General features: G+C 67.5%; 26 protein-coding genes and 5 tRNA genes. 13 read left to right on the forward strand and 18 right to left on the reverse strand.

All coding sequences use genetic code 11. From position 1 onward, the window contains the following. The first annotated feature begins 105 nt into the window (after positions 1–105). From L540_RS19030 to L540_RS19040, 3 genes are all read left to right on the forward strand, one after another. Positions 106–531 carry an organic hydroperoxide resistance protein gene (locus L540_RS19030; protein WP_043214693.1) on the forward strand — a complete coding sequence of 142 codons (426 nt, stop codon included), beginning with the start codon at positions 106–108 and terminating at the stop codon, positions 529–531. A 179-nt stretch (positions 532–710) separates the two neighbouring features. Beyond that, positions 711–1,619, forward strand: coding sequence for an ABC transporter ATP-binding protein (locus tag L540_RS19035; RefSeq protein WP_197085671.1), 909 nt, complete (start codon positions 711–713; stop codon positions 1,617–1,619). After that, positions 1,616–2,377 carry an ABC transporter permease gene (locus L540_RS19040; protein WP_043214695.1) on the forward strand — a complete coding sequence of 254 codons (762 nt, stop codon included), beginning with the start codon at positions 1,616–1,618 and terminating at the stop codon, positions 2,375–2,377. The genes L540_RS19035 and L540_RS19040 overlap by 4 nt, the downstream gene beginning before the upstream one ends. Here the strand turns inward: L540_RS19040 and L540_RS19045 are convergent. From L540_RS19045 to L540_RS19060, 4 genes are all read right to left on the reverse strand, one after another. Next, on the reverse strand, positions 2,349–3,464 hold the full coding sequence (locus L540_RS19045; RefSeq protein WP_043214697.1) for an AI-2E family transporter: 1,116 nt from the start codon (positions 3,462–3,464) through the stop codon (positions 2,349–2,351). The two genes, L540_RS19040 and L540_RS19045, sit on opposite strands and share 29 nt — an antisense overlap. A 93-nt stretch (positions 3,465–3,557) precedes the next feature. Next, complete coding sequence (locus L540_RS19050; protein ID WP_043214701.1) at positions 3,558–5,636, reverse strand: putative bifunctional diguanylate cyclase/phosphodiesterase; 2,079 nt, start codon at positions 5,634–5,636, stop codon at positions 3,558–3,560. A gap of 131 nt (positions 5,637–5,767) precedes the next feature. After that, a complete protein-coding gene (locus L540_RS19055; RefSeq protein WP_043214702.1) occupies positions 5,768–6,571 on the reverse strand; it encodes an aspartate dehydrogenase in 804 nt (267 codons plus the stop codon). Positions 6,572–6,637: 66 nt separating this feature from the next. Next, the gene (locus L540_RS19060) at positions 6,638–7,534 is read right to left on the reverse strand and encodes a LysR family transcriptional regulator (protein ID WP_043214704.1); all 897 of its coding nucleotides are present in this window, start codon (positions 7,532–7,534) and stop codon (positions 6,638–6,640) included. A 108-nt stretch (positions 7,535–7,642) separates the two neighbouring features. On the opposite strand from L540_RS19060, the gene L540_RS19065 reads away from it, so the two are divergent. Then, positions 7,643–8,929 carry an MFS transporter gene (locus tag L540_RS19065; protein WP_043214707.1) on the forward strand — a complete coding sequence of 429 codons (1,287 nt, stop codon included), beginning with the start codon at positions 7,643–7,645 and terminating at the stop codon, positions 8,927–8,929. Positions 8,930–8,968: 39 nt separating this feature from the next. On the opposite strand, the gene L540_RS19070 is transcribed toward L540_RS19065, so the two are convergent. From L540_RS19070 to L540_RS19080, 3 genes are all read right to left on the reverse strand, one after another. Further along, positions 8,969–9,181 carry a YdcH family protein gene (locus L540_RS19070; RefSeq protein ID WP_043214710.1) on the reverse strand — a complete coding sequence of 71 codons (213 nt, stop codon included), beginning with the start codon at positions 9,179–9,181 and terminating at the stop codon, positions 8,969–8,971. A 219-nt stretch (positions 9,182–9,400) separates the two neighbouring features. Then, positions 9,401–10,249 carry a DMT family transporter gene (locus L540_RS19075; protein WP_043214713.1) on the reverse strand — a complete coding sequence of 283 codons (849 nt, stop codon included), beginning with the start codon at positions 10,247–10,249 and terminating at the stop codon, positions 9,401–9,403. Between the two features lie 317 nt (positions 10,250–10,566). After that, positions 10,567–11,205, reverse strand: coding sequence for a hypothetical protein (locus L540_RS19080; protein WP_043214716.1), 639 nt, complete (start codon positions 11,203–11,205; stop codon positions 10,567–10,569). 121 nt (positions 11,206–11,326) lie between these two features. Between L540_RS19080 and L540_RS19085 the strand changes: the two genes are divergently transcribed. Continuing rightward, entirely contained in the window at positions 11,327–11,518 is a 192-nt protein-coding gene (locus L540_RS19085) for an oxidoreductase-like domain-containing protein (protein WP_043214718.1), read from the forward strand. On the opposite strand, the gene L540_RS19090 is transcribed toward L540_RS19085, so the two are convergent. Continuing rightward, on the reverse strand, positions 11,515–11,928 hold the full coding sequence (locus tag L540_RS19090) for a copper resistance protein NlpE (protein ID WP_043214721.1): 414 nt from the start codon (positions 11,926–11,928) through the stop codon (positions 11,515–11,517). The genes L540_RS19085 and L540_RS19090 overlap by 4 nt on opposite strands. Positions 11,929–12,009: 81 nt before the next feature. After that, positions 12,010–13,761 carry a M14 family metallopeptidase gene (locus L540_RS19095; RefSeq protein WP_043214724.1) on the reverse strand — a complete coding sequence of 584 codons (1,752 nt, stop codon included), beginning with the start codon at positions 13,759–13,761 and terminating at the stop codon, positions 12,010–12,012. Between the two features lie 233 nt (positions 13,762–13,994). On the opposite strand from L540_RS19095, the gene L540_RS19100 reads away from it, so the two are divergent. Beyond that, a complete protein-coding gene (locus L540_RS19100; protein WP_414734137.1) occupies positions 13,995–14,234 on the forward strand; it encodes a hypothetical protein in 240 nt (79 codons plus the stop codon). Positions 14,235–14,363: 129 nt separating this feature from the next. Here the strand turns inward: L540_RS19100 and L540_RS19105 are convergent, their stop codons facing one another. Beyond that, positions 14,364–15,587, reverse strand: a complete 1,224-nt coding sequence (locus L540_RS19105) for an MFS transporter (RefSeq protein ID WP_043214729.1) — start codon at positions 15,585–15,587, stop codon at positions 14,364–14,366. Between the two features lie 83 nt (positions 15,588–15,670). Here L540_RS19105 and L540_RS19110 point away from each other — a divergent pair, with 83 nt between their 5' ends. Continuing rightward, positions 15,671–16,621: a GlxA family transcriptional regulator gene (locus L540_RS19110; protein WP_043214732.1), complete on the forward strand. Its 951-nt coding sequence runs from the start codon at positions 15,671–15,673 to the stop codon at positions 16,619–16,621. 24 nt (positions 16,622–16,645) lie between these two features. Further along, on the forward strand, positions 16,646–16,864 hold the full coding sequence (locus L540_RS19115) for a DUF3820 family protein (protein WP_043214735.1): 219 nt from the start codon (positions 16,646–16,648) through the stop codon (positions 16,862–16,864). On the opposite strand, the gene L540_RS19120 is transcribed toward L540_RS19115, so the two are convergent. Beyond that, positions 16,861–17,742, reverse strand: a complete 882-nt coding sequence (locus tag L540_RS19120; RefSeq protein WP_043214737.1) for a LysR family transcriptional regulator — start codon at positions 17,740–17,742, stop codon at positions 16,861–16,863. The genes L540_RS19115 and L540_RS19120 overlap by 4 nt on opposite strands. Before the next feature lie 83 nt (positions 17,743–17,825). Between L540_RS19120 and L540_RS19125 the strand changes: the two genes are divergently transcribed. The 3 genes from L540_RS19125 to L540_RS19135 all read left to right on the forward strand — a co-directional run bounded on the left by L540_RS19125 (position 17,826) and on the right by L540_RS19135 (position 19,576). Next, positions 17,826–18,590: a sulfite exporter TauE/SafE family protein gene (locus tag L540_RS19125; RefSeq protein ID WP_043214740.1), complete on the forward strand. Its 765-nt coding sequence runs from the start codon at positions 17,826–17,828 to the stop codon at positions 18,588–18,590. Positions 18,591–18,656: 66 nt separating this feature from the next. Further along, on the forward strand, positions 18,657–19,241 hold the full coding sequence (locus tag L540_RS19130) for an NUDIX domain-containing protein (RefSeq protein ID WP_043214743.1): 585 nt from the start codon (positions 18,657–18,659) through the stop codon (positions 19,239–19,241). Further along, positions 19,238–19,576, forward strand: a complete 339-nt coding sequence (locus L540_RS19135) for a 2Fe-2S iron-sulfur cluster-binding protein (RefSeq protein WP_043215540.1) — start codon at positions 19,238–19,240, stop codon at positions 19,574–19,576. The genes L540_RS19130 and L540_RS19135 overlap by 4 nt, the downstream gene beginning before the upstream one ends. Here the strand turns inward: L540_RS19135 and L540_RS19140 are convergent. Together L540_RS19140 and bioB are read right to left on the reverse strand one after the other, a co-directional pair. Further along, the gene (locus L540_RS19140) at positions 19,573–20,421 is read right to left on the reverse strand and encodes a membrane protein (protein ID WP_043214744.1); all 849 of its coding nucleotides are present in this window, start codon (positions 20,419–20,421) and stop codon (positions 19,573–19,575) included. The genes L540_RS19135 and L540_RS19140 overlap by 4 nt on opposite strands. Continuing rightward, positions 20,418–21,386, reverse strand: a complete 969-nt coding sequence (gene bioB / locus L540_RS19145) for a biotin synthase BioB (protein WP_043214745.1) — start codon at positions 21,384–21,386, stop codon at positions 20,418–20,420. The genes L540_RS19140 and bioB overlap by 4 nt, the downstream gene beginning before the upstream one ends. A gap of 462 nt (positions 21,387–21,848) precedes the next feature. Here bioB and L540_RS19150 point away from each other — a divergent pair, with 462 nt between their 5' ends. Both L540_RS19150 and L540_RS19155 read left to right on the forward strand, forming a co-directional pair. After that, positions 21,849–22,154, forward strand: a complete 306-nt coding sequence (locus L540_RS19150) for a DUF4148 domain-containing protein (RefSeq protein WP_043214748.1) — start codon at positions 21,849–21,851, stop codon at positions 22,152–22,154. Between the two features lie 81 nt (positions 22,155–22,235). Further along, positions 22,236–22,790 carry a TetR/AcrR family transcriptional regulator gene (locus L540_RS19155; protein ID WP_043214751.1) on the forward strand — a complete coding sequence of 185 codons (555 nt, stop codon included), beginning with the start codon at positions 22,236–22,238 and terminating at the stop codon, positions 22,788–22,790. 65 nt (positions 22,791–22,855) lie between these two features. On the opposite strand, the gene L540_RS19160 is transcribed toward L540_RS19155, so the two are convergent. From L540_RS19160 to L540_RS19180, 5 genes are all read right to left on the reverse strand, one after another. Then, positions 22,856–22,932 (reverse strand) — tRNA-Asp (locus tag L540_RS19160). A gap of 39 nt (positions 22,933–22,971) precedes the next feature. After that, a tRNA-Glu gene (locus L540_RS19165) sits at positions 22,972–23,047 on the reverse strand. A 5-nt stretch (positions 23,048–23,052) separates the two neighbouring features. Further along, positions 23,053–23,128: transfer RNA gene (locus tag L540_RS19170), tRNA-Ala, on the reverse strand. A gap of 198 nt (positions 23,129–23,326) precedes the next feature. Next, positions 23,327–23,403: transfer RNA gene (locus L540_RS19175), tRNA-Asp, on the reverse strand. Between the two features lie 39 nt (positions 23,404–23,442). Further along, positions 23,443–23,518, reverse strand: a tRNA-Glu gene (locus L540_RS19180).

Consider the following 23,518-nt stretch of genomic DNA (forward strand, 5'->3'; position numbering starts at 1 on the left):
TTGCCTGTCATATAAGTAGTGAGCTATTTAATAGCGAGCGATTTTTTAACCCGGCGGCCTGCCGCCATTCCGTGCCCCGGCGCGGCTTACTTCAAAGGAAACACCATGTCTCTCGAAAAAGTCCTCTACCGTGCCCACGCCCAGGCCACGGGCGGCCGTGACGGCCGCGCTGTCTCGTCCGACAAGCATCTGGATATCAAACTGACCACGCCCAAGGAACTGGGCGGCGCGGGCGGGGAGGGCAGCAACCCCGAGCAGCTGTTTGCCGCCGGCTATTCGGCCTGCTTTCTGGGCGCGATGAAATTCGTGGCCGGCCGCGACCATATCGCCATCCCCAGCGATGTGTCGGTGCAGGGCGCGGTGGGCATCGGCCCGCTGCCGACCGGCTTTGGCATCGAGGTCGAGCTGACGATCTCGCTGCCGGGCATGGACCGCGCCGCCGCGCGGCAGCTCATCGACAAGGCCCACATCGTGTGCCCGTATTCCAATGCCACGCGCGGCAATATCGACGTCACGCTGACGCTGGCCTGAAGCCGGGACCGGGCGCCCGCCGGCGCTTTGCTTATGTTTCAATTGGCCGGTGGGCGCGACATCAGTCTTTGGCCGCGCGCCTTCGAGGCGCCGGCGGCGAGTGCGTTATCGTTGCGGATGGCCCGCCCGTGGCCAGAATAACCAGCGAGGTTGCCGTGTCCGGCGATAGTGTGATTTCTGTGCAGGACCTCTCCAAGGTCTATGCCTCGGGGCACCAGGCCCTGAAAAACATCAATCTGGAAATCCGGCGTGGCGAGATCTTCGCGCTGCTTGGCCCCAACGGCGCGGGCAAGACCACGCTGATCAGCATCATCTGCGGCATCGTCAATGCCAGCAGCGGGCGGGTGCTGGCCGACGGCCATGACAACGTGACGGCCTACCGCGCCGCCCGCCAGGCCATCGGCCTGGTGCCCCAGGAGCTGACCACCGATGCCTTCGAGACGGTCTGGAATACGGTGAACTTCAGCCGCGGCCTGTTCGGCAAGCCGCCCAATCCCGCCCTGGTCGAGCGCATCCTGCGCGATCTCTCCCTCTGGGACAAGAAAGACAGCCGCATCATGGCGCTGTCCGGCGGCATGAAGCGCCGCGTCATGATCGCCAAGGCGCTGTCGCATGAGCCGCGCATCCTCTTCCTGGACGAACCGACCGCCGGCGTGGACGTGGAGCTGCGCCGGGGCATGTGGGAGATGGTGCGGCGCCTGCGCGAGCAGGGCGTGACCATCATCCTCACCACGCACTATATCGAGGAGGCCCAGGAAATGGCCGACCGTGTCGGCGTGATACGCAAGGGCGAGATCATCCTGGTGGAGCATACCCATGCGCTGATGCGCAAGCTGGGCAAGAAGCAGCTGGTCTTCATCCTCACCGCGCCGCTGGCGGCCGTGCCGGCGGCTTTGTCGCATTACGACCTGGCGCTGGGCGAGGATGGCGCATCGCTTGTCTACACCTACGACAGCCAGGGCGAGATCAATCCGGTGCAGCCCCTGCTGCGCGAGCTCGACGCCCTGGGCATAGGCTTTAACGACCTGCGGTCCTCCGAAAGCACGCTGGAGGAGATCTTTGTCAGTCTGGTGAGTGCACAATCATGAATTGGTACGCGGTCCGCGCCATCTATCTCTTCGAAATGGCCCGCGCCTGGCGCACGCTCATGCAAAGCGTGGCCTCGCCGGTGATTTCGACTTCGCTGTATTTCGTGGTCTTCGGCTCGGCCATCGGCTCGCATATGGTCGAGATCGGCGGCGTGAGCTATGGCGCTTTCATCGTGCCAGGCATGATCATGCTGTCGCTGCTGACGCAGAGCGTGGCCAATGCCTCCTTCGGCATCTATATGCCGCGCTTTTCGGGCACCATCTACGAAATCCACTCCGCGCCCATTTCCTATATCGAGATCGTCATGGGTTATGTCGGCGCGGCGGCCAGCAAGTCCATCCTGCTGGGCATCATCATGCTGGCCACGGCCAGGCTGTTTGTCGCCTATGAAATCCAGCATCCGGTCTGGATGGCGGTCTTCCTGGTGTTCACGGCGGTGACCTTCAGCCTGTTCGGCTTCATTATCGGCGTGTGGGCCGATGGCTTTGAGAAGTTGCAGATCATCCCCTTGATGATCATCACGCCGCTGACCTTCCTGGGCGGCACCTTCTATTCCATCCACATGCTGCCGCCTTTCTGGCAGGCCGTGACGCTGTTCAACCCGGTGGTCTACCTGGTGAGCGGCTTTCGCTGGAGTTTCTTCGGCGTGGCCGACGTCAACCTGGGCGTGAGCATAGGCATGACGCTGCTCTTTCTGGCGATCTGCCTGGTGACCGTGCGCTGGATCTTCAAGACGGGTTATCGCCTGAAGACTTGACCTGGCCCTGGACCATGGGGTCGCGCACCCACTGCATGAAGAGCACATAGCCCAGCGCGAACCCCACGGGTCCCAGGAACAGGCCGACCAGGCCGGCGGCGACCACGCCGCCCAGCGCGCCGATCAGGATGATGGGCAGCGGGATGCTGATGCCGCGCGCCAGCATCAACGGCTTGAGGATGTTGTCCAGCAGGCCGACCAGCACGCACCAGATGGCAAAGCCCACCGCCATTGGTGTGCTGTTGTTCATGAAGACGTAGACGGCCGCGGGCAGCAGCACGACGAAAATCGGCAGCTGCACGATGCACAAGGCCAGCGCCACGATGGCCCAGATGCCCGCGCCCGGCACGCCCGCCACCAGCATGCCCAGCCCGCCCAGGGCCGATTGGATCAAGGCCACGCCGATGACGCCTTGCGCCACGGCGCGTATGGTCGTGGCGGTCAGCTGCACCAGCTCGTGGCCGCGCTGCGGGCCGGCGATGCGGGCGGCGATATCGTCGGCGATGCGCTTGCTGTTCTGTCCATAGATGAGCACCAGCCCGGCGATGGCTACCGCCGCCAGGAAGATCAGGAACTCCATGCCGGCCGTCGTGGCGCTATTGATCAGCCATTTCGCCGCCGTGGTCAGGGCGGGTTGCAGGGGCTTGAGGGCGGCCTCGACGTTTTCGGTCGCCAGGGCCCAGGCGTCGTGCAGGCGGCCGCCGATCAGCGGCAGGTTGGAGACGAAGGCCGGCGGGTCGGGGATGCGCAGCGTGGGCTGGCCCTCCGTATGATGAAACAGCCGCGGCAGGCTTTCGGCCAGGGAGCCGGCCAGGAGCGCGCCGGGAATCATGAAGGCGAGCAGGGTGAGGATGACCAGCAGCAGCGAGGCCGATTTGGGCCGTCCGCCCAGCCAGCGCGCCAGGCGCTGATGGATGGGCGCCAGGGTCACGGCCAGGATGATGGACCACAGCAGCAGGCCGATGAAGGGTTCGGCGACGCGGTAGCACCAATAGACCAGGCCGCCTATGAGGCTGACCCGGATGAAGAGATCAAGCAGGCTGCGGGAGAGCACTTGTTGAAAATCGACATCCGGACGAAGGCGCATGGCTTGGTCTCTGAGGGGCCGGAAGAAAGGGCGTGGCGGATCGCCTTCCGTTTGTAGCGGATAGCGGCTTCGCCTGGCAAGCGGGGCGTGGGCTCAGTCCGCCCGGCGGGCGAAGTCCGCCTTGAGAAAGTCCTGGGCCGGCAGGGGTTTTCCCAGCAGAAAGCCTTGCAGCGAGTCGCAGCCCAGGTCCGTCAGGAAGCGCTGCTGGGCCTGGGTCTCCACGCCTTCGGCGACGATTTTCAGGTTCAGGCGCTGGCCCAACGCGATGATGGCCGACACGATGGCCGCGTCTTCCTGGTCATGTTCGAGCTGGTTGATGAAGCCGCGGTCGATCTTGAGTTCGCTGGCCGGCAGCCGCTTGAGATACAGCAGGCTGGAATAGCCGGTGCCGAAATCGTCGATGGAGATGGACACCCCCAGCGAGGCCAGTTCGCGCAGCACCGTCAGGCTGGCTTCGGCGTCGCGCATGGCGGTGGTTTCGGTGATCTCGATGGCCAGGCAGCTGGCCGGCAGCAGGTGGCGCGCCAGCGTGTCGCGGATGGTGTCGACCAGGCCGGCCTGGGAAAACTGCATGGCCGACAGATTGACCGCCACGGTCCAGTCGCCATGCCCGAGGTCGCGCCAGATCCGCATCTGGCGGCAGGCTTCGTCCAGCACCCATTCGCCGATGGAGAAGATCAGGCCGGTGCGTTCGGCGATGGGGATGAAGTCGGAGGGCGAGATCAGGCCGCGCTTGGGATGGTTCCAGCGCAGCAGGGCCTCGGCGCCCACCACGGGGCCGGCCGGCGCGATGAACTTGGGCTGGTAATGCAGCACGAGCTCGCCGCGCGCGCGCGCCTGGCGCAGGTCCTGCAGCAATTGCAGCTGCTCGCGCGCGTTTTCATTCATGGCCGGCTCGAAATAGCTGTAGCGCCGGTCGCGGCCCAGGCGCTTGGCGTGATACATGGCCGCGTCGGCGTGGGTCAGCAGGGTATGGCCGTCTTCGCCATCGCCCGGATAGATGGAAATGCCCACGCTGGCGGTGACCGACAGCGTGTGGCCGTCGACGATGATTTCGCGCGACAGCGCATCGATCAGCTTTTCGGCCAGGTTGGCGGCATCGGTGGGTTCGACCACATCGGCCACCACGATGAACTCATCGCCGCCCAGGCGGGCCACCGAATCGCCCGGACGCAGCACCTCGGCCTGGATGCGCTGCGCCAGCTGTCGCAGCAGGCTGTCGCCGCTCTGGTGGCCGTAGGCGTCATTGACGGCCTTGAAGCCGTCCAGGTCGATGAACAGCACGGCGAAGTGGCCGCGCGCGGCCTTGGCGCGCGCGATGGACTGGATCAGGCGTTCATCGAGCAGGGCGCGGTTGGGCAATTGCGTCAGCGCGTCGTGCAGCGCCAGATGCAGCAGCTCTTCATTGGCCTGGGCCAGGGAGCTGGCCAGGGCCGATGTGCGCGCCTCCAGGCGCGTGTCCAGCACCGCCACCACCAGGGCGATGCCGAGCACGCTCAGGGTCACGGCGGTGACGCTGGCGGCCAGCCAGCCGGCGCTGATGCCGTGCAGCACCGCCATGCAGACGCTGTCGGCGTCAAAGCGCGCGGCCGCCATGCCGGTATAGTGCATGCCCACGATCGCCAGGCCCATGACCACGGCCGCGCAGACGCGGTAGGCCGGCGCGCCAGGCCGGTTGTGGCGCAGATGATGCGTGATCCACAGCGCCGCGCCCGAGGCCAGGATGGCGACCACCACCGACAACAGGAAGAGCCAGGGCGAGTATTCAATGGCCGGATACATGCGCATCGCTTCCATGCCCACATAGTGCATGGCCGCGATGCCGCAGCCCATGAGCATGGCCGCGCCCGCCAGGCGCCAGCGCGGCAGCGTGCTGCGCGTGACCACCCAGAGCGCGAAGGCCGAGCAGGCGATGGCGATGAGCAGCGACAGTCCGGTAAGCGCCGGGTCATAGCCCAGGGCGATGGGCAGGCTGAAGGCCAGCATGCCCACGAAATGCATCGACCAGATGCCCAGGCCCATGGCGCAGGCGCCGCCCAGCAGCCAGAAGCGCGCCGCCAGTCCACGCGCCGAGGTCACGCGGCTGGCCATGCCCAGCGCCGTATAGGAAGCCAGGATGGCGACCCCGAGGGAGACCAGCACCAGGGTGGGGTCGTAGTTTCCGACAAGCATTAAAGGCCTCCGCGAGGCAGATCAGGCAGACGCGACATGGTGGGGTGGGGCTGGCCGTGATTCCGGAAGATCCGCGAGCGCGAAAGCGTATCCGATTTTTGCGTCGCCTGATTGTCGACAATCTACTTTTTTTACGTCCCCACCCTCAGCGGGGCGGTGAGCTTGCGCAGGGCGGCCACCACGCTTTGGGCGGTGATGCGGCCCGTCTTGGGGTTTTCGGAGGGGATGTTCTGGATCTCCATGGCGAAACTCGCCGCATCCGAGTCCACTTCGACACGGTGCACATTGCGGGTGACGCCGGGATCGGCCCAGATCTCCAGGGTGGTCCGGTCCGCGCCGATGCCGGCCAGCGAGACGCTGACCGCGACATTGAGATTGGCCGGAAAGCCCACCGCCGCATCGCGCGGCGAGCCCCGGAACACCAGCGTGGGCTCGGTGATGCCGTCCAGGTCGATGCGGTGGGTTTCCAGATAGGGAGCGCCGGCCAGGCCGCGCGGCGGCTTGCGGGTGATCATGGTGACCGCATGGATCTTGCCTTCGGCGGCGGCGGTCAGGGCATCCAGGCCCAGGATGGCGCCCGAGGGGATGATGATCTGTCCGCCATGCTCGCGGGCCAGGGCGATCAGGTCTTCATTGCGCAGCAGGGCGCCGGAACTGAGCACCATCAGCTTCTTGCCGGCCCGCAGCACCGGTTCGGACAGCTCGCGGAAGACGGCGGCGGGCGCGGCTTCGACCACGATGTCGCAGTGCTGCGCCAGCCCGGCCAGGTCTGTGTAGACCGGCGCGGGGCCTTGCCAGCTCCGGTCGGCATGGCGCTGCGGGTCGCGCACGGCGATGGCGGCGAGCTTGAGGCCGGGCAGGCCGCGGTCCAGGGCTTGGGCGACGGCTTGGCCAATGGCGCCGAATCCGGCGATTCCGACTTTCAGGGCGGGCATGACTATCCTCTATAGGCGATGGAACTGGCCGGGGAAGGATACTAGATCGTTTGCGCCGCGTGGGTCTTAGGCGGCCGGCGGCGCCAATTCGCGCAACAGGGCGATGGCATTGCGGGCGGCCGTGGAGCGTTCATGGCGCCGGTAGGCCATGTCGAGCAGGGCCCGCGGCGCATCGCCGCGTATGGGCCGGTATTCGATGCCTTCGGCGCCCATATGCCGCATGGCGGCCGGAACAATGGAAATGCCCACGCCCGCAGCCACCAGGCTGATGATGGAGGCCATCTGCGGGGCCTCCTGGATGACGCGGGGCGTGAAGCCGGCGCGCAGACAGGCCGAGAGGATGGCGTCGTACAGGCCGGCGCCGATGGGGCGCGGATACAGCACGAACGCTTCTTCGGCCAGGTCTTTCATGGGCACGCTGCGCTTGCGGCACAAGGCATGTCCTGGCGGCAGCGCAACCAGCATGGGCTCGTCCAGCACGCGCTCGGAGGCGCATTCCGGGTCCAGCGCATAAGGGGGGCGCACAAAGGCCACGTCCACTTCGCCCAGGCGCAATGCCTGCAGCAGCGCGCGCGATGTGCTCTCGGACAGCGAAAGATGGACGCCGGGATAGCGGTCGCGATAGGCGCGGATGGCGCGCGGCAGATAGGGATGGAAGACGGCGGAGGCCGTAAAGCCCACGCTGACCGAGCCGCGCTCGCCTTGGCCCAGGCGGCGCGCGGTCTCGACGGCGCGGTCGGCGGCGGCCAGGATGCCGCGGGCATCTTCCAGAAAGCGGGCGCCGGCTTCGGTCAGTTCCACCCCGCGCGGCAGGCGCAGCAGCAGCGGCGTGCCGATCTCGCGTTCCAGCTGCTGGATCTGCAGGCTCAGGGGAGGCTGCCCGATGCCCAGCCGCTGCGCCGCCCGCGTGAAGTGCAGGGCTTCGGCGACGGCCACGAAATAGCGTAAATGCCGCAGTTCCATATTTTTAAAAAATAACGGATGACAGTTTCATATATTGGACAAATGCAAACCGAAAGTCTACCGTTGAAAACAAGGCCAGCCAGGCCTGCGTTTTTCGAGATTGCCGCCATGTCCGCCCCTCATTCTCCCGCTCCGTCCACGCCCGCGCCCGCCGCGGACCTGGGGCAGGGATATCTGCGCCGGGGGACCCCGGCGCTGCACCGCGCCCAGTGGGCCCTGTTCGCCGCCGGTTTCGCCACCTTTTCCCTGCTGTATTGTGTCCAGCCGCTGATGCCGCTGTTCACGCGCAATTTCGCGATATCGCCCGCGCAAAGCAGCCTGTCGCTGTCGCTATCCACAGGCATGCTGGCGCTGGCGATCTTCCTGGTCGGCCTGTGGTCTCAGGCGCTGCCGCGCAAGCGGGTGATGGCCGCCTCGCTGACGGCTGCGGCGATTCTCGGCATCCTGGCCGCCTTTGCCCCCGACTGGACCAGCCTGCTGGTGTTGCGCACCCTGCAGGGCCTGGCCATGGGCGGGGTGCCGGCGGTGGCCATGGCCTATCTGGCCGAAGAGGTCGAGCCGGAGACGCTGGGTTTCGCCATGGGTCTCTATATCAGCGGCAGCGCCTTCGGCGGTCTGACCGGCCGCGTCATCACCGGCCTGGTTTCGGATTTCTTCGGCTGGCGCGCGGCGCTGGGCACGGTGGGCCTGATGGGCCTGGCCGCGGCCTTGCTGTTCGTCTGGCTGCTGCCGCCCTCGCGCCGCTTCGCGCCCAAGCGCGGCAATGGCTGGCGCGAGGCCCGCAAGGGCTTGTCCACGCATCTGCGCAACGGCCCGCTGGTCAGCCTTTTCCTGCTGGGCGGCCTGCTGATGGGGGCTTTCGTCACGGTCTACAACTACGTCGGCTTCCGGCTGCTGCAAGCGCCTTTTTCCTTGAGCCAGACCTTCATCGGCGGGATTTTCCTGGTCTATCTGGTGGGCATCTTCGCCTCGACCTTCTTCGGGCGCCTGGCCGACCGGCATGGCCGCGGGCCCATGCTGGTGCTGGGCACGGTGCTCACCTTGACCGGCTTGCTGCTGACGCTGTCGGATCAGCTGGCGGTGCTGGTCGGCGGCATCGTGGTTTTCACCTTCGGATTTTTTGCCTCGCATGCCGTGGCCAGCGGCTGGGTGGGCCGGATGGCGCGCGGCTACAAGGCCCAGGCCGCTTCGCTGTATCTGCTGGTCTATTACCTAGGATCCAGTGTGCTGGGCTCGGTGGGCGGCAAGAGCTGGGCGCTGGCCGGCTGGGCGGGCGTGGCGGAACTGACCGGGGTTTTTCTCTTGCTGGCGCTCGGGGTCAGCGCCACCCTGGCCTTGCGCGCCGCGCGCCAGGAGCAGGCGGGGCTGGCTCCCGGGCGCGAGCCGCAGGCGTGAGCGCGGCGGCGCGCGCTTTGGGAGATGCGGTGGCGGCGCTCAACCGGCGCCCTTGAGGATGGCGTAGAGCTGGTCCTTGATGTGCAGTTTTTCTTTTTTGAGTTTTTCGATCTCTAACGTGGTCGCGGTTTCTCTCCCGGCTTCCATGTTCTGAATCTGCTGATCAAGCAGATTATGTTTGTCGAACAACTTCGCGAAATGCGGGTTGTCGGTCTTGAGTCGGGAAATCTGATCGCGAAACTCAGGGAACATAACGGGACCTCCGTGGTGAGGATGCCACGCCCAGCAGGTCCTCGACCCGCGAGAGCGCGCAAGGAAAGACTGCCGGTGTCCTTGTATGAACCCAGTATAGCGGTCGGGGCGGGGGCGTCAATTGGCCGCCGCGCATCGCTTGCGCGGCGGTAAACGCTTTGGGATCAGTCCCTTGCGCAACGGGCGCGGCGCCTCCGGGGGCGCCGCGCCGCGCGGTCTTCAGCGCCTGCCCATGACCAGGGCCAGGCCGCCGAGGATGGCGGCCATGCCGGCCAGGGCCAGCGGCGGCAGGGGATTGCCCAGCAGCAGATAATCCAGCAAGGCCGTGCCGGCTGGCACCAGGTAGAACAGGCTGGTCACATTGACCAGATCGCCGCCCTGGATCAAGTGATAGAACAGCAGCGTGGCGCCCACCGAGATGACCAGGCCCAGCCAGAACAGCAGCGCCAGCAGCTGCCAGCCCGGGCTGAAGGCCAGCGGCTGCGAGGGCGCGATCAGCAGGCACAGCACCAGGCTGGCCGCATACTGCAGCGGCATCACGTCCAGCGGTGCCTGCGCCGAGCGCTTTTGCATGATGGCGCCGGTGGTCATGCACAGCAGCGAGCCCAGCGCGAAGGCCATGCCCAGCCAGCCCAGGCCTTCCAGGCGGATGCCTTGCCACACCACCAGCACCAGGCCGGCCAGCGCCAGGCCCAGCCCCGCCAGGCGCCGGCCGTGAAAGCGGCGCTCGGTCCAGAGCAGGGTCAGGATGGGTTGTATGCCCAATACCGTGGCCAGCACGCCCGGCGCCACGCCATGGGCCAGCGCCAGCAGATAGCAGACGGTATAGCCGCCCAGGATGAGCAGGCCTATCCCTATGGTCGGGAGCCGGCTGCCCCGGGCCGGCAGGAAGCGGCCGCGCCGCGCCGCCAGCAGGCAGAGCGCGGCGAAGGCCAGTCCCAGGCGCATGAGCAGAAAGGCAAAAGGGGTGGCGTAGAGCAGCGAAAGCTTGGCCGTGATGGCGCCGCTGCTCCAGAGCAGAACGAATAAAGACGTGGATCCATGGGAGACCCAGGATGATTTTTGCATCGGGAAAATCCTGTCGAAAGACGCAAGCGCCCCCGGGCGCGCAAGCACGCGCCAGCTGAAAAAAAGGGGGAGTGAAGAGGCTTAGCCGCGGCCGACCAGCCCTTGCGGGATGGCGGCGACCACGGCGGCCGGCGGAGAGGCCGGCGGCGAGTCGACAGGCGGAGGTGCCGTCCGCGCGCGCGCCAATGCCACGGCCTCAGGAGGCGGGCTGACGGGCGGATGATGCGAGAACGGCATGGAAGAAAAACCTGGAAAAGGCGGGTTGGGCAACCCACGGTGAACGCATCTTACGTCGGCGCCGGCGCCAGCGTCAATCGTCACCAGTGCTGAAGCTCTTGCGGGCTGCGCAGCGTCCACAGATCCGGCGCGCATTCGGCTTCCCAGCCGCTGGCCGCGGCCAGGATTTGCAGTTCTTCAAATTGGATGGGCTCGGGCTGTCCGGGCCAGGCCGGCGCGGCCGATTGCACGCCCGGAGCGGCGGTCCACACATTGGCCGAGGGGGCGCGCACTTGCAGTTCCTGGCCATCGGCCAGGGTATCCAGCAGACAGAACAGCCAGGCAAGAATGATGTAGCGCGAGGAAAACAGGCGCAGGTCGGGCACGATGGCGAACTGCGGCAGCGCGACGTGCTTGCCGGTGGCCAGCAGGCGCGCGGCCACGATGCGGCTGCAATCCTCGAACAGCGCGCCCGCGTCGCCATGGCGCTCGCGGTCGACCAGCCAGTCGTCCAGGCCGCGCAGCTTGGCCACGCCCTCGTCGAGCAGGCTCTGCACTTCATCGATCAGGCGTTCGTGGCGGGAGCTGTTGTCGGCATCGGGCGGCTGATGCAGCATGGCCGAAGCCAGACCTGCATTGGAGATGGGGCCGATGACATCGTGGCGCAGCACCGGGAATATATGCGCCAACACTTTGAACCGTACTCCCTGAGCCTGGAGGTCCAGCCTGGAATCAGTCATTGCCTGATAACGCCTTTCTGAGAATGCCCCGGCGGGCCGCGAGGTCCGCCGGATCATTATGGCAAAGAATGCCTTTTGCGGGACAATGCATTAATAGTGTCGTATTAACCAGGAATTGCAGATGTCACAGGTCACTGACCTCCAGGATCCCCGGCCCCAGCCGCCCGAGGCGCCTGGCCCTAATGAATGCTGCCAGAGCGGCTGTATCCCCTGTGTCTATGACCTCTATGACGAAGCCATGGCGAACTACCGCGAGGCGCTGGCCGCATGGCTGGCCCGGCATCCCGAGGCCAGCGGCCAGGGCGGCGGCTAAGGCGCGACACGCTTCAGGATGTAGTGCTCGGCCAGCGGCCCGGTGATGGTCTGGCCATTGGTGTCGAGCATGAACAGGCGGTTTTCGCCCACGCGCCAGCGGCTGCCGTCGCCTTCGAGTTGGATGCCGCCGTCGCCCGGCAGCCACTGAAAGCGGCCGCGAACGATGTCGGGCCTGGCCTGGCGGTCCTGGTACTGCCGGCTCAGTTCATACTGGCCATCGGCGCCGAGCGTGAGCTTAATGTTGATGCCGGGGCAATCGGCGCAAGGCAGGACGCCGGCATAGCTGCCCGGCCAGTCCAGCGACTGGCGCGAGGTATGCGCGTCGGGCGCGGCCGCCGGTTTTTGCGCGGGCGCGGCGCAGGCCGACAGCAGGATGGCGGCGGCCAGTGGGGGAAGAAACTTGAACATGGCATCATCTCCAGCGGCAAGTGAGTCCACACGGTAGCGGTTAAGTGCGCGCGGCCATGCGCGCTCTGGTAACTCGATGTGTCACCGCGCCGGTCCGGCCGTCATTGCGCGCCAGGCGGCGGCCGCGGACAAGACCGTGTGCATCTGCACGGTATGGGCGAACACATAGTCGGCGCCATAAATGGTTTCGTCGGGGAATTCCGCGGTCAGGGCCAGGCTGGCCGCCTCGCGCGTGCTTTCTGCCAGCAGCACCGGCACCCCGTTGAATACCGGCCAGTTTTCCGGGGCGGCGTAGGTCGCGCGGCGCGCCTGCTGCGCGGCATTGAAATCCGTCAGGTCCGGCATGGCCCGGGTCAGGCGGGCGGTGGCCGATTGCGCCAGCTGCCGGGCTTGCTCTTCCCAACCCGGGTGATAGCGCAGGATAAGAAAAAACCCCTTGGGCACGGTCCAGGATTCAAAGCCGCGCGGCAGATAGCCCGACAGCGGCCGGGTCCATTCATGCGAGGGATAGCCATGCAGATTGATGTGCAGCCGGGCGCCGGAGACGGCCAGCGCCTGGTGCCGAGCCAGGCTTTCGGCGGCCGGCGGCCCTTCGCGGTAGGCCACGTCGTCGCCCAGCGCGCTATAGCGCGCGGCATGGTGCATATGATGGGGATGAATGGCGCGCAGCGCTTCGAACAGCGCATAGCCATCGGGGTTTTCGACGGGGATCAGGGCGAAGGGGCCCTGGCCGAGCAATTGGGCGGCGGCGCGCAAGGCGCCCACCACGCCCGAGGTCTCGTTGGCATGCTGGGCCGCGGAAACCAAGACGGGCGCGGCGGGCAGGGCGCTTTGGCAGTACCGCCACAGGATGCGCCGCCCCTGGCGCGTGGGCGCCTCATGCGCCTGGCCGCCCAGGGCGGCCAGGCCGTGGGCGACCTCGTCCAGCGTCAGCGGATGGCCGAGCGCGGCCAGCGCGCCGGGCGCGGCGCGCGGCGCGAGCGGCGCCGCGGGCGGGAAGGATTCGGTGGCGATCACGAGCCGGGGCGCCGTGCCCGGCCGCACGTCGGGCACGATCTGGCCCGGGCGCAGGCCCCGGTCGCCCAGCGGCCGGCCCGAGTGGCGCTGGAAGAACTCCAGCGCTGAAAAATACAGGTCTTCATGCAGCGCCTCGCCGCTGCTGGCGGTTTCCCCGCCGGGCAGCGGCGTCTCCAGGGGCGGGATGTCCGCGCGCAGGCTCAGGCGCTCGAAGTACGGCTCGTCCTGGCCCCAGGGGTGGGCGGCCAGCGTGTCCATGGCGGCGTCGAAGATCTGCCGGTACTCGGCGCGCTCGGCCTGGTCCGCCAGCGCCGCGCCGTCCGGGCCGGCCAGGCGCAGCCAGGCGCTGGGCGATAGCGCGGCCAGGCCCTGGTGGTCGCGGCTCCAGGTGTTGGGCGCTTCGATGCGGCAGGTCTGGACAGCGCCCGAGCGGCGGCGCAGCACCGCGGTATAGACGGCGGGCCCGTCCTGCTGTGCCTGCGGCAGGAAACGCAGCCCGGGCAGCAGGTCGGCCAGCGGATAGGCCTCCAGCAGAAAACGCTCCGGCGCCACGCCGGCCAGGACCGGATAGCAGATGTCGGCCTCCAGCACATCATGTCTATCGATGTCTTCCAGGAAGGCATGCACCAGCGGCTTGTAGGCCGATCGTATCCGGGCCGTGACGCCGGCCTCGGCCAGGGCGGTTTCGAGCCGCCGCCGCGCGGCCAGGCCTTCGAACAGCCAGCCTTCAAGACGGCATCCTCGCCATTGCGGCCGGGCATAGCGCTCCAGCCAGGTGTCGGCCAGGCGCGCGAACGTGGTGTCCAGCAAGATCACGATACAGGTCCGGAACGGGTGCGGAAGACACAGCTTACTGTGTCCGGGCGGGGCGGCGTTATCGCTCTGTTGCGAATGTTGCGATTTGGAAGCGTTTGGCGGGGCTACCATACAGACGCGCCAACTGCCGGCGCATCCTTTGCGGAGGTCTCATGAAAAACGCCCGTTCACTGCTTGTGTTGGCCGCTTTTTGCCTGGCTGGTGCCGCGCACGCTCAATCTGGTACCCAGGAGATGCAATTCCCGGGCACCCAGCCCAAGTCCTCGCCCAACTGGTCCCCGCCGGCCACGCTGCGCATGACGGTGGACCCGTCCGCCCCGGCGGCCGAGCCCATCCGCGATACGCCCGAAAGCATCGCGGAATACCAGCGTTGCCGCACGGCGTCGGATCGCGCCGCCGTCAGCAACGAACAGCGCACCGCCGGCGCGGCGGCCTGCCTGAAGGCCTTGCAGGATCGCCGTCAGCCGCGCTGAAAGCCGGCGACCTTCTGAAAATCGAGAGAATCCACCGGCATATTCTCGCAGCCCGGCATGCCGGGCTGGCGCGCCGATGGATTCCTCGACCTATCCCTTTGACCTGAGCCGGCGGCTCTGCCGCCATGCCTATCGAGAACCGCCTTCGGTCTTGATACTGGCGGCCTGGCGCGGCGCGGCCCACCACCAGGTCATGAGCGCGGCCAGGCCGACCACGGGCAGCATGGCCGCGTTCAGGTTTTCCCAGCCGAAGCGCGCCAGCGCCGGCCCGGCGGCCAGCGTGGCCAAGGCCGTGGTGGCGTAGCGCAGCATTTCGGCCGCGCCCTGCACCCGGGCCCGCTCGGCGGGACGATAGGACTGCGCCAGCAGCGTCGTGCCGCCGACGAACATGAAATTCCACCCCACGCCCAGGCAGAACAGCGCGGCATAAAAGGCCGGCAGCGAGCTGGATTGCATGGCGATCAGCGCGCAGGCCGTGTTCAGCAGCATGCCCAGCCCCAGCACGCGCGGCAGGCCCAGGCGCTTGATCAGCGCGCCGGCGAAGAAAGCCGGCGCGTACATGCCGATCAGGTGCCATTGCATGATGTTGGCGCCATCGCCGATGCTGTGCTGGCAGGCGACGGCGGCCAGGGGCGCGGCCGTCATGATGAACATCATCGTGACCGAACCCACGACGTTGTTGGCCAGGGCGGCGACGAAGATGGGCTGGCGCATGACCTCGCCCAGCGGCCGCGCCGGCAGCGGCTGCGCATGGGCATCGGTCTGGACGTAACCTTCCTGGTCGCGGTAGCCCAAGCGCAGCAGCAGGGCGCTGGCGCCGCCCAGCAAGGCCACCATGAGGTAGGCGCCGGCGAAGGTCGCGAGCGGGAACAAGTCCTTGGCCCAGGCCGCCAGCGCCGGTCCGGCGATGGCGGCGATGACGCCGCCGGTTAGCACGATGGAGATGGCGCGGCTTTTGGCCTCGGCGGGCACGGCGTCGGCCGCGGCCAGCCGGTAGTACTGCGCAAAAGCCTGGAACACGCCGACCAGGGCCGTGCCCAGGCAGAAGAGCCAGAAGTCGCTGTGAAATACCGCCGCCACGGAGATCAGCCCGCCCGCCGCGCCGCTCAGGGCGCCGAGCATAAAGCCCGCGCGCCGTCCGATGCGCTGCATGAGCAGGGAAGCAAACCAGGTGACCACGGCGCCGGCCACGGTGATCAGGGCAAAGGGCAGCGTCGCCAGGGCCGGATAGGGCGCCAGCATCTGCCCGGTCAAGGCAGTCAGCGTCAGGTCGATGGAGATGGCGGCGATGTACAGACCTTGGCAGATGGCCAGGATGCGGGCGTTGCGCTGGCCCAGGGAGGATGGCGTCATGGTTTCCGGTGCGGGGGTTTGACAGCCCCCACTCTAGCCGGCCACACTATGGCAAGAATGACTATTTTCCCTCTTTTCATGCCATGACTCACCGCGTCTGCATCCTGCCCATGCCTGGCTTCCAGATGCTGGATATGGCCGGGCCGCTTTCCGTTTTCCATATCGCCGCCGAGCTTGTGCCGGGGGCGTATGAGACCGTGCTGGCCTCGGCCGAGGGCGGCCCGGTGCGCTGCTCGGCCGGCGTGCTCGTGCAGACGCGCCCCTGGCGCGGCCTGCGCGCCGACACGGTGCTGGTGCCGGGCGGCTGGGGCGCGCGGGTGCCGCCGGCCTCGCCCGGTATGCTGGCCTATCTGCGCGCCGCCCAGGCCCGCGGCCGGCGCCTGGCCAGTGTCTGCACCGGCGCCTTCGTGCTGGCGCAGGCCGGCATTCTCCAGGGCCGGCGCGTCACCACCCACTGGCGCCACGCGGCCGAGCTGCAGCAGCGCCACCCCGAGCTGGCCGTCGAGGCCGACCGCATCTATGTCCGGGACGGGCAGGTATGGACCTCGGCCGGCATCACCGCGGGCATCGATCTGGCGCTGGCGCTGGTGCAGGCCGATCATGGCGAGACGGTGGCGCGGGCCACCGCGCGCGAGATGGTGGTCTACCACCGCCGCACGGGCGGGCAGTCGCAATTCTCGGCCCTGCAGGACCTGGCGCCGGCCAGCGGGCGCATGCGGGACGTGCTGGCCCATGTGGGCGAGCACCTGGACGAAGTGCTGGACATCGAGCGGCTGGCCGGGGTGGCCTGCCTGAGCCCGCGCCAGTTCAGCCGGCAATTCAAGCTGGAAACCGGGCAGACGCCGGCCAAGGCCGTCGAGCGTGTGCGCGCCGAGGCCGCGCGCGAACTGGTCGAGGAGGGCGGGGCGGGGCTGGACGCCATCGCGCGCCGCGTGGGCTTCGGCGATACCGAGCGCATGCGCCGCGCCTTCATCCGCATTTATGGCCAGCCCCCGCAAGCCTTGCGCCGCGGCGCCGGCCGGCCGTTACAGTAGCGTTTTCTTCCGACCTGCTCCGCCATGGATCCCGAACTGCTCAACCTCCTGGTCCGCCGTGAAATGCCGTTTGGCAAATACCAGGGGCGGCTGATCGCGGACCTGCCCGGCCACTACCTGACCTGGTTTGCCCGCAATGGTTTTCCCAAGGGCGAGATCGGCCGGCTGCTGGCGCTCATGCACGAGCTGGATCACAACGGCCTGCGGCCCTTGCTCGATCCTTTGCGCGGAAACAAAACCTAGGCGCGCAGGGCCTGCACCAGGGCCTGCACATAGCCGGGCGCGGCGGCCAGGCCGCGCACGCACAGCACCAGCCGGCGATCGGCCCAGTCGTCGGCCAGCGCCAGGCGCCGCAGGCCGGCGCCCAGGCGCAGGCGGCGGGCGGCCGATTGCGGAATGACGGCCACGCCCACGCCGCGTTCGACCATGCGGGCCATGGACGCGAAGGTGCGCATGCGCACGCGCGCCCGCATCTGGCGGCCGGCCCGGGCGGCCTGGTCGTCCAGGTGGGACGACAGCGCGCTGCCGGCCTCCAGCGCGACATAGTCATGGTCCAGGGTTTCGGCATAGCGCAGCGTGCCGCGCCGCGCCAGCGGGTGATCGGCCGGCGTCAGCAACTCCAGGCGGTCGGTGCGGAAAGGCACCACGTCCATGCCGCTCAGATCCACCGCGTCGGAGACGATGCCCACATCGGCCGCGCCTTGCACCAGGGCCGGCACGATGCGGTAGCTGGGCTGCTCCTGGACATCGACGTCGACATTGGGGTGCGCCTTCAGGAAGTCGGCCAGCGGGTCGGGCAGGAATTCGGAGATGGCCGCGGTATTGCACAAGAGCCGCACGCGGCCCTTGAAGCCCAGCGCGTATTCGCCCAGGTCTTCCTGCAGATGGGCGACCTGCTGCAGCAGCAGCCGGGCATGGTGCGCCAGGGCCAGGCCGGCGGGCGTGGCGGTCACGCCGCGCCGCTCGCGGCTGAACAGCGGCGTGCCCAGCGAGGCCTCCAGGCCGCGCAGCCGGGCGCTGGCCGAGGGCAGGGCGAGATGGCTGGCCGCCGCGCCGGCCGTGATGCTGCCTTTTTCGCAGATATTCAGGAAGAGGCGCAGGTCCGTCAGGTCGAAATGCATATCCAGGCTCTGTCAGGGGCATAGGCTGGGTCAGTGTATTACGCATTTTCAAAGCCTGGGCGCGGGCGCATGATGCCGCCATCATGCATCTGTTCACTGACTTCTTCATCCAGGCGGGCTGGCCCCTTGCCACCGCCGTGCTCGGCGTCTTTCTCCTGGCCGGCTTCGTCAAGGGCTGCATCGGCCTGGGCATGCCCACGGTCGCCGTCGGGCTGCTCAGCATGGCTATGCCTGCGCCGCAGGCTGCCGCGCTGCTGGTGGTGCCGGCCGTCATCACCAATATCTGGCAGATGGCCTCGGGCGGCCATTTCCGCGTCCTGCTGCGCAGGCTGGCCCTGCTGCTGGCCACCATCTGCCTGGGCACCGCGCTGGGCGCCTGGCTTTTCGCCGGCGTCAGCGACGCCGGCGCTTCCAGCCTGCTGGGCGGCGCGCTGCTGTGCTATGCGGCGGTAGGCCTGTCGCCCATCAAACTGCGCGTGCCGCCGCGCCAGGAAGGGTGGCTGGGGGCCCTGACCGGGACGGTCACCGGCCTGATCACCGCCGTGACGGGCGTGTTCGTGCTGCCTTCGGTGCCCTATCTGCAGGCGCTGGGCCTGGACCGCAACACGCTGGTGCAAGCCATGGGCATTTCCTTCATGGTGTCCACCCTGGCCATGGCCGGCGGGCTGGCCTACGGCGGCTCGCTGGGCGCTGGCGAAATGGCTGCTTCGGCGCTGGCGCTGGGGCCGGCCCTGCTGGGCATGTGGGCCGGCCAGGGCCTGCGGCGGCGCATCAGCGAAACCGTCTTCAAGCGGGGGTTTTTCATTGCGCTGGCCTTGCTGGGCGTGAACCTCCTGCTCAAGCATTGAGCCCCGGGCGCGGATGGTAAATTGTGGGCAGGCGCGTCGCCGCGGCGCGCGTTCTTCACGAGAATCATGTCCATCGATCCCCAAGAGCTACACCTGCTTGAAACCCGGGAAAGCAGCGAGCTGGTCTATGACGGCCGCTTTCTCAAAGTGCGCCGCGACATGGTGCGCCTGCCCAATGAGCACGTCGTCTCGCGCGAATACGTGGTGCATCCCGGCGCCGTGGTCGTGATCCCGCTGCTCGACGATGGCCGCGTGCTGCTGGAGCGGCAGTACCGCTATCCCATCGAGCGCGTCATGACGGAGTTTCCGGCCGGCAAGCTCGATCCCGGCGAGGATCCGCTGGCCTGCGCCAAGCGCGAACTTCTCGAAGAAACCGGCTATACCGCGGCCCAGTGGGCCCGGGCCGGCGCGCTGCACCTGGCCATCGCCTATTCCACCGAGATCATCCATATCTATTTCGCGCGCGGCCTGTCGGCGGGCGAACGCCGCCTGGACGCCGACGAGTTTCTCGATGTGCACGGCGCGACCCTGCCGGCGCTGCTGCAAGCCTGCCAGCGCGGCGAGGTGACCGACGCCAAGACCCTGACCTGCATGCTCTGGCTGCAGAACGCCATGTCGGGGGCCTGGGAACTGGATTGGCAGGCCGCGTGAGCGCCGATTACGAAGTCCTGCTGCTGCCTTCGGGCTGGCGCTTTCGGGCCGGCGCCGACACGCCCGTCCTGCGCGCGGCCAAGGCGGCCGGCATCCGCCTGCCCAGCTCATGCCGCAATGGCAGCTGCCGGGCCTGTATGTGCAAGATGGAAGCGGGCCGCGTGGCCTACCGCATCGAATGGCCGGGCGTGGCCGGTGATGAGCAGGCCGATGGCTGGATCCTGCCCTGCGTGGCCCATGCCGAGACCGACCTGGTGCTGCGGGCGCCATTGGCCGAGCCGCTGGCGCCCGCCGAGCCGGCCGAACGCCGCCTGCTGACCGGCGCGCGGCGCTAAGGCAGCATGACGGCGATGGCCCCCAGGGCCAGCGCCAGGCCCAGGCCGTTGAAGGCCGAGAGTTTCTCCCGGAACAGCAAGGCGCCGGCGGCGGCGCCCAGCGCGATCACGCCCATATTCATCGCGGCGAACACCAGGGCGGGCTGGTCGGGCAGGCTTTGGTGGGCGCGGATATAGGTGTAGATATTGCCGAAGTTGACCAGGCCCAGCAGCAGGCCGGCGGCCAGGTCGCGGACGCGCCAGGCGGCGCGGCGCCAGAGCAGCCAGGCCAGCATCAGCAGTCCGGCCAGCACGAAGGCGCCCAGCAGCGCGGCCGCGAAGCCGGCGCCGGCCCGCGCCAGCAGCTTGAACAGCACGTCGATCAGGCCATAACCCAGCCACACGGCCAGCGGCCAGATCCAGGCGGCGCGGCCGCCGGCATCCGCTTGCGCCGGCTTGCGCAGCAGGCAGAAAAGCGCCGCGCAGGCCAGCGCGATACCGCCCAGCTTGCGCGCCGTGACCGGCTCGCCGAACAGCACAAAGGCGGCGCCCAGCGCAATGAAGAGCGACAGGCGCTGGGCCGCGTCTGTCTTGACGATGCCGGCATGGCGCACCGACTGCGCCAGGGCCATGAAAATGGTGGGCAGCAGCACGCCCAGCCCGCCCAGGATCAGCAGCAAGGGCGCATGCGGCAACTGGCCCAGGTCGGGCCGCAACAGGACCAGGCATAGCGCCGAGGCCACCGCGTAGTTGGTCAGGATGGCCTGGCGCACGTCCACGCCGTGACGGCGCGCCAGCTTGAGCAGCACGGCCAGCGCCACGCTGCACACCACGCTGGCTGGCAAGAACAGCAGCCCGGGGTTCATGCTTCGGCCCTCAAGCCCAGCTTGTCCATCAGCGCGCGGTCGGCCTGGACTTGCGGGTTGCCCGTGGTGAGCAGGGCGTCGCCGTAGAACATGGAGTTGGCGCCCGCCAGGAAGCACAGGGCTTGCTCGGCTTCGCTCAAGGCCTGGCGGCCCGCCGACAGGCGCACCTTCGCGCGCGGCATGGTGATGCGCGCCACGGCGATGGTGCGCACGAACTCGAACACCTCCAGCGGCTCGGCCCCGGCCAGCGGCGTGCCGGCGATGGGCACCAGATGGTTGATGGGCACGGACTCGGGGTAGGGCTCCAGGCTGGCCAGTTGCGCGATCAGGCTGGCGCGGTCGCGGCGCGACTCGCCCATGCCGATGATGCCGCCGCAGCAGACGTGGATGCCGGCTTCGCGCACTTGCGCGAGGGTGTCCAGGCGGTCCTGGTAGCCGCGGGTGGTGATGACGCGGCCGTAGTATTCGGGCGAGGTGTCCAGATTGTGGTTGTAGTAGTCCAGTCCGGCCTGCTTGAGCTGTCCGGCCTGGCCGTCCTTGAGCATGCCCAGGGTGACGCAGGTCTGCAGGCCCAGGGCCTTGACCTCGCGCACCATGTCGGCGACGGCTTCGAGCTGGTGATCCTTGGGGCTGCGCCAGGCCGCGCCCATGCAGAAGCGTTGCGCGCCCGCCTCCTTGGCGGCGCGCGCGGCGGCCAGCACTTCGTCCAAGGGCATGAGTTTTTCGGCGGCCAGGCCCGTGTCGTGGCGCGCCGACTGCGAGCAATAGCCGCAATCCTCGGGGCAACCGCCGGTCTTGATGGACAGCAGGCTGGAGAGCTGGATGTCCGCGGGATCGAAGTGCTCGCGATGCACGGTCTGCGCCCGGTGCATCAGTTCGGGAAAAGGCAGTTCGTACAGGGCCAGCACATCGGCGGTGCGCCAGCGTCCGGCGGCCGGGCGGATGGGCAGGGGGATGGTCTGCATGCGGATCTCCAGTGAGTCGGAACGGCGGATCGTAGAAAGCCCGGCGATCCCTGGCAATGCGCCCAAAAACACCAGAATTGGCCGCATGAAGAGCGAGGAAGGAGGCAGATGGGGCTGAAATGCCTAAGGGCCTGGACTAAGTGGTTGTCATCTTCGGGCAGCCGTCTTGGTTCGAAAAATTGTTTCTTTGTGTAAATTCGATCCGTGCCGAGGGATGTGTGGGCGTTTCCGCGGTCGGCCGGCCCTGGTGTCCGTCAAGTTTTTACAAACGCATACAATGCCCTCGCTTGCGTTATCTATCTATCAGTAGGTAGTATTCGTCCAACGGTGCACAAGACCGGAGTTCCTCCCAAGTTGGGAGCGCAGCACGAGGCCTCGCCTCTTTTTATTTCCCCAGTTATCTATCTATAAGTAGATAGATTTTCCTGATAGAACGTGTTGTTCCCCTTACGGAGTTTGATCATGAAGACCCTTGTTTCCGCCCTGATGCTTTCCGCCGTCTTCGTTGGCGCCGCCCAAGCCGGCGAGCTGGATTGGCCGCCCGCCCAGGACAACCCTGTCACCGCGACCCGCGCCCAGGTGCAATCGGACCTGCGGGCCGCGCGCCAGGCCGGTCTGCTGGCCTCCGGTGAAGAAGACTATCCCGTCACCGCCTATGCCGACGCCGGCCAGGCCAGCCGCGGCCAGGTCAAGGCCGAGCTTGCCGCCGCCCGCGCCCAGGGCCTGACCGACAGCGGCGAGCTGGACTACCCGCCCGTGGCCGGCTGATGCGCCGCCCGGCGCCGCGCCCCGGGATCATCCGGGTGCGCGGCGGCTGCGTCCCGATCTATGAGTAGGTAAACTAGCGTCATGGATACGCCAACCGCAAATTCGACGCGCGACCAGTTGCTCAGTCATGCGCAGACCCTGATTCGCACCCGGGGCTGCAATGGCTTCAGTTATCGTGACCTGGCCGAGCATGTGGGCGTGAAGACGTCCAGCATCCACTATTACTTCCCCTGCAAGGACGATTTGCTGCTCGAGGCGGTGCAGGCCTATAGCGCCCGCGCCCTGGCCACGATACGCGACATCGATCCCGCCTTGCCGGCGCGCCAGCGCCTGGACCGGTATTTCGAGACCCTGGAGGCGCATGCCTGCAGCGAGCAGCTTTGCCTGGGCGGCATGCTGGCCGCCGAGGTCATGTCCCTGCCCGAAGCCGTCAGGCTGGCGCTGCAAGGATTTTTCCGCGCCCACGAAGCCTGGCTGGCCGACGTTCTGCGCGAAGGCCAGGCCGATGGCAGCCTGCGCGTGCAGGGCGACCCCGAAACCGCCGCGCGCGGCCTGTTCGCGGCGGTGCAAGGCCTGATGATCACGGCCCGGCTGTTTCAGACGCCGCCGCGCCTGAAAGACAGCCTGCGGTTCTAGCGCCGCGCAGAGGCCCCGAAAAGCAAAAGCCGCATGATCCTGCGACCATGCGGCTTTTTGAATTTTGGCGGAGCGGACGGGGCTCGAACCCGCGACCCCCGGCGTGACAGGCCGGTATTCTAACCAACTGAACTACCGCTCCGCAGCGGTCGACACCTTGCGGCGTCTTGCCAAGAAATCTTGGCGTCCCCTAGGGGATTCGAACCCCTGTACTCACCGTGAAAGGGTGATGTCCTAGGCCTCTAGACGAAGGGGACCTGATTGGTGGAGGTAAGCGGGATCGAACCGCTGACCTCTTGCATGCCATGCAAGCGCTCTCCCAGCTGAGCTATACCCCCAATCCGACGATCCGCGGCAGACCCGAAGGCGGTTGCCGTTGTTCGTGCCGTTTGGCGAACGGGCCCGAATTATGCACTATTTTTTTGCCTGTGTCAGATCGATGAACGATTTTTTTCGGCGCGCGTTTTCCGGCGCGGCGCGCGGGCTGGAAAAGCAAAAGCCGCAAGATCTTGCGACCATGCGGCTTTTTTGAATTTTGGCGGAGCGGACGGGGCTCGAACCCGCGACCCCCGGCGTGACAGGCCGGTATTCTAACCAACTGAACTACCGCTCCGCAGCGGTCGACACCTTGCGGCGTCTTGCCAAGAAATCTTGGCGTCCCCTAGGGGATTCGAACCCCTGTACTCACCGTGAAAGGGTGATGTCCTAGGCCTCTAGACGAAGGGGAC

The organism is Bordetella pseudohinzii, assembly GCF_000657795.2.
GTDB classification, from domain to species: Bacteria; Pseudomonadota; Gammaproteobacteria; order Burkholderiales; family Burkholderiaceae_B; genus Bordetella; species Bordetella pseudohinzii.